This is a genomic window from Veillonella seminalis (genome assembly GCF_003992065.1).
In the GTDB taxonomy this organism is placed as follows: Bacteria; Bacillota; Negativicutes; order Veillonellales; family Veillonellaceae; genus Veillonella_A; species Veillonella_A seminalis.
On sequence record NZ_RQUZ01000011.1, the window covers coordinates 1 to 13,481 of the forward strand.

Here is a 13,481-nt window from a genome sequence, read left to right on the forward strand (position 1 = left end):
TAAAAGACCGACAAGACTAGATAAATACTAGTCTCATCGGTCTAAAAACCAACTCAAAATGTCCTATAGGCCAAACTTTCAGTAAATACGGCTACTTTAAATTACCGGTATTACTATCGAATTACATTAGCAACTACCGGTTTACCCCTTAAGCCAATAATTACAAAATATAGCCGGACAAATCAACGTCTTCAACGATAGTGCCTAAACGTTCTTCTACCATTTCGGCCGTAATTGTTACATCCACTTCTTCACTTGGTGGTGCATTAAAGGAAATGTCCTGTAATAATTTTTCTAAAATCGTGTGCAATCGACGCGCACCAATGTCTTCAGTTTCATTGTTTACTCGATAAGCCAATTCGGCAATTTTATCAATCGCTTCTTCCTTAAAGTGAATCGTCACTTTATCGGCTTTAAGGAGCATATGATACTGTTTCAATAATGCTTGTTGCGGCGTAGTCAAAATTTCTTTAAAATCTTCCTGCGTCAAGCTGTTAAGTTCTACGCGAATTGGGAAACGGCCCTGTAATTCAGGAATTAAATCGGACGGTTTCGACACATGGAAGGCACCGGCCGCGATAAACAAAATATGTTCCGTTTTAATAGGTCCATATTTTGTATTTACCGTTGCACCTTCTACAATAGGTAAAATATCGCGCTGCACGCCTTCACGAGATACATCCGGACCGGACGCACCGCTACGAGCTGCAATTTTATCGAACTCATCGATGAATACGATGCCTTCTTGTTCCGCTAACATAACGGCACGATCGGTAACGGCATCCATATCCAATAATTTTTGAGCTTCTTCCTGCACAAAAATTTTACGCGCCTGACCAACTGTGGTATGGCGTTTTTTCTTTTTCTTAGGTAATAAGTTACCGAACATTTCGGAAATATCGGTACCCATACCGTCTGGAGAACCGTTTAATGGCATTGCAAAAGCCTTGGCCTGTTCTTCCACTTCGATTTCGATTTCACGGCTATCCATGAGACCATTTTTAAGTTGCTCGAAGAACTGAGTACGCTTTTCAGACATTTCCGGTTCTTCTTGCTCTTTCTTTTCTTCTTCTTTAGCGGTATCTTCAGGATTGGCAAAAAGCATTTCCAATGGATTTGTCATCTTTTTAGATTCCGATTCCTTTTTAGGCCAAAGAATTTGCAATAAACGTTTATTGGCAAGTTCTTCTGCTTTTTCCTGCTGACCTTCCATCATTTCTTCTTTAACCATGCGCACGGAGTTTTCAACCAAATCACGAATCATTTGATCAACGTCACGACCCACATAACCGACTTCCGTAAATTTAGTGGCTTCCACTTTAACAAACGGAGCTTTTACCAATTTTGCCATGCGACGAGCCAATTCCGTTTTACCTACACCGGTAGGACCGATGAGCAAAATGTTCTTTGGTGTATATTCTTCACGAACGTCTTCAGGCAACTGTTTGGCACGCCAACGATTGCGCAATGCGATAGCCACCATCTTTTTGGCCTCCGATTGCCCGATAACATATTTATCCAACTCCGCCACAATTTGGCGTGGTGTAAAGTTATTATTATCCATCAAAACCTCCATACTGTAACCTGCCCCCCTATGGGATGGCTTCGGTCGATGTATATTGTAATATTAACAGCTGTGACCGATATCCGTTATGACTATTCGGACAGCTCTTCAACAATGACATTATGGTTTGTATATACGCAAATATCAGCTGCAATATGAAGTGCCTTTTCAGCGATTTCACGAGCACTGAGGTCCGTATTAGCTGCCAAAGCACGAGCTGCTGCCAATGCATAATTACCGCCGGAACCGATGGCACAAATGCCGTCGTCCGGTTCAATCACTTCACCGTTACCGGACACCAACAAAATAGTTTTACCATCTGTTACCAATAAAAGAGCTTCCAAATTACGAAGCATTTTATCGCTACGCCATTCTTTAGCAAGTTCAACGGCACTGCGAACCAATTGTCCGTTATATTGATTTAATTTAGCTTCAAATTTATCAAATAAAGTAAAGGCATCGGCTACAGATCCGGCAAAACCGGAAATAACCTTACCATTATACAAACGGCGAACTTTTTGGGCCGTATTTTTCATTACCACACTTTGCCCCATCGTAACCTGACCGTCACCGGCAATGGCAACAGATTTATCACGTTTAACGGCACATATTGTGGTTGCGTGAAATTCTACACTCATTATAATTCCTCCTTCAGCGCCATTAAGGTATCTAACGCACGCTGCGCAATTAAGGCATTTTTTTCTTTCTTTTTGCGGATTTTAGCCGGCCATGATTCCATTATACCAAAGTTAATATTCATCGGCTGGAAATCGGAACCTTCATATTCACTAATATAATGGCTTAAACCGCCCATCGCCGTAGTGCGTGGGAAGCTGACCGGCGCTTTTTCTTCCAAAATACGACTTACTTGAAGGCCGGCCATAAGACCGGATGCGGCCGATTCCAAATACCCTTCAACACCTGTCATCTGACCGGCAAAGAAGAAACGCGGATCTGCAATCAATTGGAAATATTCATTCAACAAAGTCGGTGAATTAATGTACGTATTGCGATGCATTACACCATAACGTACAAATTCCGCATTTTCAAGTCCCGGAATCATGGAGAATACTCGTTTTTGTTCGCCCCATTTGAGATGTGTTTGGAAACCAACCAAATTAAACATAGTCGCTTCTTTATTTTCCTTGCGAAGCTGAACAACCGCATACGACTCTTGATTAGTCCGCTTATCCACAAGACCCACCGGTTTTAACGGACCGAAACGCAATGTATCAATACCGCGCGATGCCATAATTTCTACCGGCATACAACCTTCAAAGTATTGTTCTTTTTCAAATTCTTTAACTTCCGCTACTTCAGCCGTTGTCAAAGCATCCCAGAATGCTTTATATTCTTCTTCCGTCATCGGACAGTTCAAATAATCCGCGTCGCCTTTATCATAGCGAGAAGCGGCAAACACTTTATCATAATTAAGCGATTCCGCTGTTACAATCGGAGCGGCCGCATCATAGAAATAGAAATCACCGGTACCGGTCTTGGCTTTTACCTGTTCGGCCAAAGCATCAGACAGGAGCGGTCCGGCCGCTACAATAACAATACCTTCTGCCGGTAATTCCGTAACTTCTTCACGAATAACTGTCACCATCGGATGCTCCGACAATTTTTTTGTTACCATTTCACTGAATAAATGGCGGTCCACCGCTAAGGCGCCGCCTGCCGGTACAGCGGTTGCATCGGCACAAGCCATAATCAACGAATCAAGCTGACGCATTTCTTCTTTTAAAAGGCCTACCGCATTTTCTATATTTCCGGCTCGCAGAGAATTACTGCATACCAATTCGGCAAAATTTTCTGTATGATGGGCCGGCGAAGTCCGTTGTGGCCGCATTTCATACAAAGTAACGGGTATATTGCGCTTAGCCAATTGCCAAGCCGCTTCCGAACCGGCCAAACCGGCTCCGATAATCGTAACTTTAGATGTAGTCACAATATCCTCCTTTGATATTTCTAATACTACTTAATACTTAACTGTTAATATTACTTAATACTTCACTGATCAATACAGCTGTATTAAGCAGCTGGTTTAATTTTCTGATTCTTCATCTTTTATTTCTTTATTCGGCTGACTTTGAATCAGTTGCAGTTTTATCACTGTCATCAGCTTTTTTCTTACGAGTCCGTTTTTTCGGCTGGGTCGGACAATTTTCATTGGAACAGAATTTCTTGGTCGTACCGTTTTTGTACGTCTTTTCAGTCATGATACTGCCGCAAGTCTCACAAGTTTCGTTAATCGGCTTATTCCATAGAGTAAAATCACACGCCGGATAACGATCGCAACCATAGAAAATACGACCGCGTTTCGATTTACGTTCCACAATGGTTCCTTCATGACATTTAGGACAAGTAACACCGGTGCTCACCGTAATCGGTTTGGTATTCTTACAATCCGGGAAGTTGGAGCATGCCAAAAAGCGGCCGAAACGTCCGAATTTATAAACCATAGGACTGCCGCACACGTCACAAATTACATCACTTTCTTCATCAGCAATCTTAACTTTATCTACTTCATTGGCTTCGTCCAATTCTTTAGCAAAGACCGTGTAGAACTCACTCAATACATCCTGGTAGGTTTCTTCACCACCGGCAATATCATCGAGGTCTTTTTCCAAATGAACGGTAAAATCAACATTGATGAATTTTTCAAAATGAACAATTAAGAAATCAACTACGACAAAACCGAGTTCCGTCGGAATAAATTGCTTATCCTGCTTTTCTACATAGTTACGCGTCATGATGGTATCAATAATCGGTGCATATGTACTTGGACGACCGATACCGCGTTCTTCCAATGTTTTAATAAGACTGGCTTCCGAATAGCGTGCCGGTGGCTGTGTGAAATGTTGCTGTGGCATAATATCCGTATTGATAGCAGTGTCACCTTCCGACATGATAGGGATTAACTTAGGTTCATCCCCTTCTTTCTTGGCTTCTTCGTATACTTCGGTAAAACCTTTGAATACGACTTTACTGCCGGATGCCCGTAATTTATACTCTCCGGCCTGTAACTGAGCGGTTACCGTTTCCGACTGTTGCGGAGCCATTTGACTGGCCATAAATCGATTCCAAATCAAAGTATAAAGTTTTAACTCATCACGACTGAGGAATGGTTCCACCATTTTCGGCGGTAATTCCAACGATGTCGGTCTGATAGCTTCGTGCGCATCTTGGCTGCTTTTCTTAGTACCGAATACATTCGGTTTAGCCGGATAGTATTCTTTACCGAAATGACTCAAAATATATTGTTTAGCCGCCTCCTGCATTTCCACGGCAATACGTGTCGAGTCGGTACGCATATAGGTAATCAAACCGACATGACCGTAGCCGCCGATTTCAAGACCTTCATATAAATGCTGAGCAATCATCATCGTGCGTTTGGCCCCGAAATTCAGCTTACGAACACCTTCCTGTTGCAAGGTTGAGGTTGTAAACGGTGCCGGCGCTTTACGGGAACGTTTACGGCGTTCAACTTTAGTAACATCGGCGGTTTGACCGGCTAATTCATCGCGAATAGCCATAGCCGCCGCTTCATCAGCGATGGCGATTTTTTCATCACCCTTATGCGTTAACTCGGCCGTAAAACTTTCTTTATCCGCTGTTACATAATGGCCTTCAATGGACCAGTATTCTTCAGGAACAAACGCCTGAATTTCCCGTTCCCGTTCACATATTAGGCGAACCGCTACGGACTGTACACGACCGGCACTTAAGCCTTTACATACTTTACGCCACAATAACGGGCTCAATTTATAACCTACAATACGGTCCAACATACGGCGTGCCTGTTGAGCATCCACCATATTTTTATCAATCGTACGCGGTGAATTAATAGCTTCCGCCACTGCATGCTTCGTAATTTCGTTAAAAGTAATACGACATTTAGAAGCTTCATCTACATTGAGTATATACGCTAAATGCCAAGAAATAGCTTCCCCTTCGCGGTCCGGGTCAGTTGCCAGTAAAATGGCTTTTGATTCGTCCGCTTCATGTTGTAATTCTTCTATGAGCTTTTTGCGCGTCGTCAAATTAGAATAGCGCGGTACAAAGCCGTTTTCAATATCAATACCGAGTTGACTTTTCGGTAAATCACGTAAATGGCCCATACTTGCTTTTACTACATAGTCAGGGCCCAAGAATTTCTCGATTGTTTTAGACTTCGCCGGTGATTCCACAATGACCAGCGTTTTGCCATCCGGATTATACGTACGAGGCGGTAAAGTTTTTGCTAAATCACCTACGGCCTGCATTACCGGTTTGGCTTTCCCCTTGGCGGTTACCGCCACTTTGCCTTCCAAACGGCGTTCTTCTTTCTTTATATTGGCGGTGTCTTTCTCACCGATTACAATAGAACGTTTAATGGACAAACTGATTCCTCCCATATTCCAATATTATATACCCCTTTGAAGCAGTTCGTTCAATACACTGCTTAAGTTCTAAGGATAATAGACTCATGTGGAGTGCTCCCTCTGAAAGTTTTGTCGTCATGGCTAAGGTTTCCAAAGATGTTTCCTGTTCATTTGATAATGACGCCAAAATCTTTCGTTCCTCCAAAGTAAAGCTTAACATACCAACGCCTTTATGGCTACTGCTTTTTTGACCGGTCGGGGTTTCAGTGCATTGCCAATTATACATATCAGGTACTTGTGAAGCTTTTGTCAATAAAACGGCACCTTCTTCCAAGAGCCAGTGATTCCCCTTAAATTCATCGGTCAGCACATTCCCGGGTACGGTAAACACATCACGTCCCTCATTATTGGCCATATCGGCTGTAATTAAAGAGCCGCTTCGCGATTTCGCCTCCACCACAATAACACCTTTTACAAGACCGCTGATAATACGATTACGCATTGGGAAAAAACCGGCTCGCGGCAAAACTCCGGGACCGTATTCAGATAACAGCAAACCACCATTATCCAGGATTTTCCGAAATAATTTTGCATTACTGCGCGGATAGCTTTGATCAAGACCGCAGCCCATAACGGCAATTGTTGTGCCTCGGCCCTTAAGTGCCCCTTCATGGGCATAAGAATCGATTCCCCGAGCGCCGCCACTGACTATGACTATACCATATCCGGCAAGTTCGGCTGCAAAAACGGTTGCCACGTTGCGTCCGTAAGGCGTACAATTACGGGCTCCGACCATAGCTATTTTATGATTAGCGGTAAGTGCCGCCAGATTGCCTCGATAAAATAAAACTTGCGGCGGATTGAATATTTCACGGAGCTCTTTAGGATACACATCATCATTCCGGCCGATTACCTGAATCTGATATTTTTTCAACTCATGTTCAAGTTCGCCCAAGTCCACATTCAAAATACCTTGGCTTAACGCTTTTTTATAATTTTCCCTTAACTGTACCCGGCTATCGACAGCTTTATCTTTTTGTACAGCCTGCCAAAGCTCTGTAGGCGTTCCGTAATGCTTTAAAGCCTCACCTATAGTTACACTGCCTACCCCCGGTAAAGAGCCCAAAGCGGCTAAAATAAGACGTTCTTTCGATAGATCTGTAGCTGTCTCCATCTGTAACTCCCCTATATAATTATTTCTTAGAATTTTCCCATTAGAAATTCCATAGTTTCATACACCTATCTATACTATTAAAATTCTATTTTATAAAGTTTAATCCAACTGTACCTTAACTTTATATTCAAATTAAATTCACTACATACGATAACTCAGCGCCTCAGCTATATGATTGGTGTCAACACGCTCATCACCGGCTAAATCGGCAATGGTTCTGGCTACGCGCAAAATCTTATCATAACTGCGAATGCTTATATCTAACCGCTGAAACGCCTGTGCCAATATCTGTTGGGCTGCATCGGTAGTCTTACATACCTTAGCCAATTGAGCATGGCTTAACTCGCTATTAAGCAATCCGTTAGTATGACTATTCAATAAACCGTCATACCCCAATTTTTCACACCGATACTGCTGAATCATACGGGCTCTGATGACCCTTTCACGGATAGTAACGGACGATTCATTATCGTCTGTAGCCTGAAGTTCTTCATAAGACGGTCGGCTTACATGAATCACCATATCGACTCTATCCAACAACGGCCCCGACAATCGTTTAATATAATTCTCAATTTGCCAAGGTGTACAAGTGCAAGTATGACCTTCACCTCCCTCATGCCAACCGCAAGGACAAGGATTCATGGCCATTAACAATATAAAACGGCATGGATATGTAAATGTGCCGTTTGCCCTGGATATATGTATAACCCCTTCTTCCAACGGTTGTCTTAACACCTCCAAAACAGAACGGGAGAATTCCGGAGCTTCGTCTAAAAAGAGCACCCCTTCATGGCTCAACGTCAATTCACCGGGTTTTGGAATACTGCCGCCTCCGGCCATACCGGCTAAAGTAATCGTATGATGCGGACTTCTGAAAGGTCTCGTCTGCATTAGGCCTTCTGCCGGTAATAAACCGGCTACGCTGTATATTCGGCTGATACTCAATTGCTCCGCTTCCGTAAGTGGCGGCAATATGGAAGGCATAGCCTTAGCCAACATCGTCTTGCCCGCCCCCGGTGATCCCGTCAAAAGTACATGATGACCGCCGGCAGCTGCTATTTCAAGTGCTTTTTTAGCTATATATTGCCCTTTAATTTCTTTAAAATCAGACAATCCCGTATCAGAACTCGAATCCGACACTATCTTTTTAGCCAATACTTCAGGCAATTTTCCTTCAACCATGGCTACCAGATCTTTAAGTGAGGAGGCAATTACCACATCACCGCCGAAGCCGTGTTTCATTTCTACCCCCACGAATGGTGCTGTATATAACCTTTGAATTTGTTGTTCACGGGCACCCAAGGCCAAAGCTAAGGCGCCACTCGTTCCTTTAAGCTGCCCCTCTAACGACAATTCCCCGATAAAAACTGAAGCCTCTGCCAGTAACCGCATTTTTTCACTATTAAGCCGTATTGAGTCAGATGCCAAAAGGACGCCCATCGCTATGGCCAGATCCAAACCGGACCCGTCTTTACGAATATCGGCAGGTGCCAAATTTATAACGATACGTCGCATGGGAAATTCAAATCCCGCATTGCGAATGGCCGCTCGCACTCTTTCCTTAGCTTCTCTTACGGCTGCCGTAGGCAAGCCCACTATTTCAAAACAAGGCAAGCCTCGCGCTATATCAACTTCAACGGTCACCACTTTAGCCGTGAGTCCATATAACACCATACCCTTTGTTTTTGCATACATACAATCCCGTCCCCTATAAAACTCCGTCTAATTAACAAAAACAGCCTTTTAAATGTCGAATCTCATGATGAGTCCCATTGCATATATAGACTTCAACCACATCAAAGCGAATCGAAATCTCTGTATTACTGTATTGTGCTAAATATACTTCCAGACTGCGTCGTATATGATTTTGCTTTAACGGAGTGACAGCTTCACAAGGCAATCCGAATTGTCCGGTGCGCCGTGTTTTTACTTCAACAGCAATGAGAACACCTTCTTTTTTGGCTATAATATCCAATTCACCATAACGCGTACGTATATTACGTGCTATTATTTCATACTCATTATGTAATAAATATTCACACGCTTTAGTCTCGCCGAAATTTCCCAACTCTTTGTTTGTCAAATCTAACAGCCTCCCTAAATCGATTTTTATAAGGTACATACTCCCTTTGTTCTTTACCTTAACAGATATTACAGAAACTGTAAATTCAACTTCACGGTGCTTTGATACGATGGGTTCTATAACAGTACTATATTTGAATTGACAATTTAAAATAATTTGTTCTCATAATTCGGGTATATTTATTCAAAACAAAATATTCGACTTTCAACTGTTACCCAAATAAAATAAGATAAAAACAATACAAAAAACCGGTCTGCCGACCGGTTTGTAATTGTATGCAGTTTAATCTTTATCATAAAGTATAACTATAACTTATTATAAATTACAATCGTAATAAGATTATTTCTTTACTGTTTCAGCTTGAAAACCAACCATGCTTTTAATCGGCTCAAAGCTTTTCCGATGCAGCGGCGTTACGCCCTGCTGTTCCAAAGCTTCCCGATGAAGCGGTGTAAAATACCCCTTATGAATGGCAAACCCATAAGCGGGATATTCTTCGTCCAATGACTCCATATAACGGTCACGAGTTACTTTCGCCACTATAGAAGCGGCCGCAATAGAGGCACTCTTGCTGTCGCCCTTAATAAGCGATTCAACAGGAACAGTAAGTTCAGGCAACGGCATAGCATCCACCAATACAGCCTTAGCCGGTACCTTTAGAGTATTAACGGCTTCATACATCGCCGTCTGAGTAGCTCGATAAATATTGAGACTGTCAATTTTTTCAGGACCATAGGAAATACAACTTACAGCTACCGCTTGACGCATGATTTCATCATAAATCAATTCACGCTTATGAGGAGCGATTTTTTTAGAATCATTGAGTCCTTCGATTTGAGCATTGGGCGGTAAAATAACGGCTGCCACCGTCACCGGTCCGGCAATAGGACCGCGACCTACTTCATCGACCCCGGCAACTTCATAAATACCTTCTTCATAAAAGCTGTTTTCATAGCTATAGAGAGCATTCAAACGTTGAAATTCAGCCAATTGCTTCTTTTGACGCATCACATACGCCGCCGCCAATTTACGCACCGAAGATCGTTTGTCTTCTTGGGCCCATAATAGTACATCAAATTCAAACTGCGTTGTTTCCAACAATGTTTTAATTTCTTTCACCGTTAAGGCATCAAATTCATTCTTCGTCATGCTTTGTGTCATCCTCTGTGGCTAACGGTTCTTCATTAACACCGTCTAAAGTTAAATTGCCCAGTTTTTGATTGCGATAATCGGCGAGCACTATGCGACGTGCTTTTTCCAAATCTACAATACCGCCGCTCACCAAACAACCGCGACGGCGACCGATGGATTCCAAGAGTTGATTCGCATCACCCAGTTCTTCCGGTTTTAATTTATAACGTTCCGCCAAGAGATCCGGATTAGCCTCATTCACTTGATTCAATAACTGTTTCATAACCGATTCCAAATCATAAACATCATCGGAAATAGCTCCGGTCATAGCCAAACGAGCAGCTGCCCGCTGGTCTTCCAACTTAGGCCACAATACACCCGGTGTATCGAGAAGCTCTAAATCTTTACCGATTTTAACCCATTGCTGACCACGTGTATGCCCCGGTTTATCGGCCGTACGGGTAGCGGCGGCACCGGCTAATTTATTGATCAACGTGGATTTACCTACATTCGGAATCCCCAAGATAATTGTACGTACAGAACGGCTGCGAATGCCTTTGTTTTTCCATTTATCGATAATAGGTTGTGCCAAACGTTCAACGGCTTTTACCAATTGTTTATTACCCTTGCCTGTTTTAGAATCAATCGCCAAGACTGTAAGGCCCTGTTTTTCAAAATAGGCAACCCATTCCTTTGTAGCCTGAGGATTCGCCAAATCAGCCTTATTTAACACCACAATATGCGGCTTTTGACCGACTACTTCACTAATAACGGGATTGGCACTGCTTCGCGGAATACGAGCATCCAACAATTCAATGACTACGTCTACTTTCTTAACATATTCCTTAATCATACGGGTGGCTTTGGCCATATGTCCCGGGAACCAATGCACGACCGGAAATACATCCTGTTTTGTATCTGCCATAGGTATCGCCTCCTTTAATCCTATATTCGTTCAATTTTAACCGATTATTATGCATGTATCAATATACGGGTTAAGAAAATCAGTTTAACCCCAAGAGATTATTTATCAGATTTTCTTATGCTATATCTAATATATATTATCTGACATGCAAAGTATTCGGTAAACTTCTTAATTTATGCAATTCGTGTAATCAAACAATATTAATAAAAAATGATTCAATCATTTATATATTTATTATAACATGCAAAAAATAAAGGGCTGCCAACGGCAACCCTTTATTTGTGAAATTAGCGTTTTTCGCGAATACGCGCAGCTTTACCAGTGAGATTACGTAAGTAATACAACTTAGCACGACGAACCACACCACGACGCATAACTTCGATTTTAGCCAAACGTGGGCTGTGAAGTGGGAATGTACGTTCTACACCCACACCGGAAGCAATACGACGAACAGTGAAAGTTTCACGAACGCTACCGCCTTGACGGTTAATAACCAAGCCTTCGAAAACCTGGATACGTTCACGAGTGCCTTCGACAACCTTTACGTGTACACGAACGGTGTCACCGGCGCGGAATGCAGGAATGTCTGCACGAAGCTGTTCTTGCTCAAGTACGTTAATAATGTTCACTTTTGTTTCCTCCTTATTGTAGACATTCTTACCCATACCTCATAGGCAGCGGACTATCTCAAAATAACACTACTATAATATCACACACCAACTGTATATAGCAAGTCTATTTTTGTAAAATTTTCAATTCTGTCGACTATTATCGTCAGGGGTGCATTTTCGCCAAGCTACGCTTGGCTTCAACACGATTAAAGAATTCCGAATAATTTCATTCCCAGTACGCCGCCCCAGAAATGAATCAAAAAGCTCACAACCGAAATCGCCAATCCTACACGCCACCATGTACCTTGCGGTACATAACCGGCTCCGAAGAAAATAGGCGTTACGCCGGAACTATAATGTGTCAAAGTACATCCCGGACTGTTCATCAAGCCAAATAGCAGAATCGTAAACGGTATCGGTGCCCCCATCGCCACCAAAATAGCGGCAAAAGCTGAGAACAACGCTGTAATACGAGCCGTTCCACTGGCAAAGAAATATTGGGAATACACAAAGGCGGCCGATACAAAGAAAGCAGCCCAGAACCAGTCATAACCATTTAGTAAGTTACTTACAAAATCCGCAAATACAGCAACTACACCCAGTTTACCAAGCAAACCGGCCATGCCTACGAGCGTCCCCATCCAAATAAGAATATCCCAGGCTGTTTTTTCACCCAGTATATCATCCCAGGTTAAGGAACCTGTAACAACACAAGCGAGTACACCAATCAAAGCAACTGCGGTAGGATGCAATTTAGTCCATATAGCCGTAGCCCATAAAATAATACAGGCCACAAAAATCAATGACACATAAATTTCACTTTTTGTGACAGGTCCCAGCTTATCCAACTCTTTTTGAGCCATCGCAGGGGCCTCCGGTGTTGCCTTAATTTCAGGCGGATAGATTTTATAAATGAACCAAGGCATTAAAATCATACAAATTACACCGGGAATCACACCGGCCTGAAACCATTCCCACCAAGAAATATCGTAACCGAACAATTTAGCGCCTAAGGAGGTAATCAATAAGTTACCACTGCAAGCGGTTAAAAAGATGGTAACGGTAATCGTATTAATGGTATGTGCCGTGGTCATTAAATAAGCACCGATTTTGCGTGACGTGTCACCATGCGGATTGGAGCCGAAGGAAAGCGAAATATTTTGCACAATCGGGAAAATAATTCCGCCCCCACGAGCTGTATTTGACGGCGTAGCCGGCGATATAATTAAATCGGCGCAAGCTAACGCATAGGCCAACTTCAACGAACTGGTACCGAATATACGAATCAATGTATACGCAATGCGCTTGCCAAGACCTGAATTAATAATACCGCGCGAAAAGAATACAGCCGCCACGATGAGCCATACATTAGCTTCCGCATAACCGCCCAAGGCCTGAACCATGGTTATGGATTTAGTTGCAACTGCGGCAACTACACCAAAGATAGCCATGCTCCCCGTAGGCCAAGGTCGCAAAATAAAGCCTGCAATCGTAGCTATAAAAATGGCCAATAAATGCCAACCTTCCGGCTTGATTGCCTCAGTATGAGGCAAAAACCAGATAATCAGCCCTATTAAAACGGTTAACCCCGCACGAGTAAAAGTATTCATACATATATCCCCACATACA

At 42.8% G+C, this 13,481-nt stretch carries 11 protein-coding genes; all 11 read right to left on the reverse strand.

What is annotated here, in order from left to right; genetic code table 11:
* Positions 1–160 precede the first annotated feature (160 nt).
* The 11 genes from hslU to EO126_RS08155 all read right to left on the reverse strand — a co-directional run bounded on the left by hslU (position 161) and on the right by EO126_RS08155 (position 13,462).
* The gene (gene hslU, locus EO126_RS08105; RefSeq protein ID WP_127008411.1) at positions 161–1,564 is read right to left on the reverse strand and encodes an ATP-dependent protease ATPase subunit HslU; all 1,404 of its coding nucleotides are present in this window, start codon (positions 1,562–1,564) and stop codon (positions 161–163) included.
* A 92-nt stretch (positions 1,565–1,656) separates the two neighbouring features.
* Positions 1,657–2,202 carry an ATP-dependent protease subunit HslV gene (gene hslV, locus EO126_RS08110; protein WP_006556650.1) on the reverse strand — a complete coding sequence of 182 codons (546 nt, stop codon included), beginning with the start codon at positions 2,200–2,202 and terminating at the stop codon, positions 1,657–1,659.
* Positions 2,202–3,512 carry a methylenetetrahydrofolate--tRNA-(uracil(54)-C(5))-methyltransferase (FADH(2)-oxidizing) TrmFO gene (trmFO, locus tag EO126_RS08115; RefSeq protein ID WP_006556649.1) on the reverse strand — a complete coding sequence of 437 codons (1,311 nt, stop codon included), beginning with the start codon at positions 3,510–3,512 and terminating at the stop codon, positions 2,202–2,204. Before trmFO ends, hslV begins: the two co-directional genes overlap by 1 nt.
* Positions 3,513–3,639: 127 nt before the next feature.
* A complete protein-coding gene (topA, locus tag EO126_RS08120; protein ID WP_127008413.1) occupies positions 3,640–5,946 on the reverse strand; it encodes a type I DNA topoisomerase in 2,307 nt (768 codons plus the stop codon).
* Positions 5,936–7,102: a DNA-processing protein DprA gene (gene dprA / locus EO126_RS08125; RefSeq protein WP_127008415.1), complete on the reverse strand. Its 1,167-nt coding sequence runs from the start codon at positions 7,100–7,102 to the stop codon at positions 5,936–5,938. Before dprA ends, topA begins: the two co-directional genes overlap by 11 nt.
* A 141-nt stretch (positions 7,103–7,243) precedes the next feature.
* Positions 7,244–8,797 carry a YifB family Mg chelatase-like AAA ATPase gene (locus EO126_RS08130; protein ID WP_127008417.1) on the reverse strand — a complete coding sequence of 518 codons (1,554 nt, stop codon included), beginning with the start codon at positions 8,795–8,797 and terminating at the stop codon, positions 7,244–7,246.
* Between the two features lie 31 nt (positions 8,798–8,828).
* On the reverse strand, positions 8,829–9,185 hold the full coding sequence (locus EO126_RS08135; protein ID WP_006556645.1) for a YraN family protein: 357 nt from the start codon (positions 9,183–9,185) through the stop codon (positions 8,829–8,831).
* A gap of 339 nt (positions 9,186–9,524) precedes the next feature.
* Entirely contained in the window at positions 9,525–10,334 is an 810-nt protein-coding gene (locus EO126_RS08140; RefSeq protein ID WP_006556644.1) for a ribonuclease HII, read from the reverse strand.
* Positions 10,321–11,241: a ribosome biogenesis GTPase YlqF gene (gene ylqF / locus EO126_RS08145; protein ID WP_006556643.1), complete on the reverse strand. Its 921-nt coding sequence runs from the start codon at positions 11,239–11,241 to the stop codon at positions 10,321–10,323. The genes EO126_RS08140 and ylqF overlap by 14 nt, the downstream gene beginning before the upstream one ends.
* Before the next feature lie 287 nt (positions 11,242–11,528).
* Complete coding sequence (gene rplS, locus EO126_RS08150; protein WP_006556642.1) at positions 11,529–11,870, reverse strand: 50S ribosomal protein L19; 342 nt, start codon at positions 11,868–11,870, stop codon at positions 11,529–11,531.
* A gap of 188 nt (positions 11,871–12,058) precedes the next feature.
* Entirely contained in the window at positions 12,059–13,462 is a 1,404-nt protein-coding gene (locus EO126_RS08155) for a DASS family sodium-coupled anion symporter (protein ID WP_127008419.1), read from the reverse strand.
* Between the last annotated feature and the right edge of the window lie 19 nt (positions 13,463–13,481).

Coding starts and splice junctions, on each gene's coding strand:
- hslU (WP_127008411.1), bottom strand. CDS start 1,564: ATGGATAATAATAACTTTACACCACGCCAAATTGTGGCGGAGTTGGAT.
- hslV (WP_006556650.1), bottom strand. CDS start 2,202: ATGAGTGTAGAATTTCACGCAACCACAATATGTGCCGTTAAACGTGAT.
- dprA (WP_127008415.1), bottom strand. CDS start 7,102: ATGGAGACAGCTACAGATCTATCGAAAGAACGTCTTATTTTAGCCGCT.
- EO126_RS08130 (WP_127008417.1), bottom strand. CDS start 8,797: ATGTATGCAAAAACAAAGGGTATGGTGTTATATGGACTCACGGCTAAA.
- EO126_RS08140 (WP_006556644.1), bottom strand. CDS start 10,334: ATGACGAAGAATGAATTTGATGCCTTAACGGTGAAAGAAATTAAAACA.
- ylqF (WP_006556643.1), bottom strand. CDS start 11,241: ATGGCAGATACAAAACAGGATGTATTTCCGGTCGTGCATTGGTTCCCG.
- EO126_RS08155 (WP_127008419.1), bottom strand. CDS start 13,462: ATGAATACTTTTACTCGTGCGGGGTTAACCGTTTTAATAGGGCTGATT.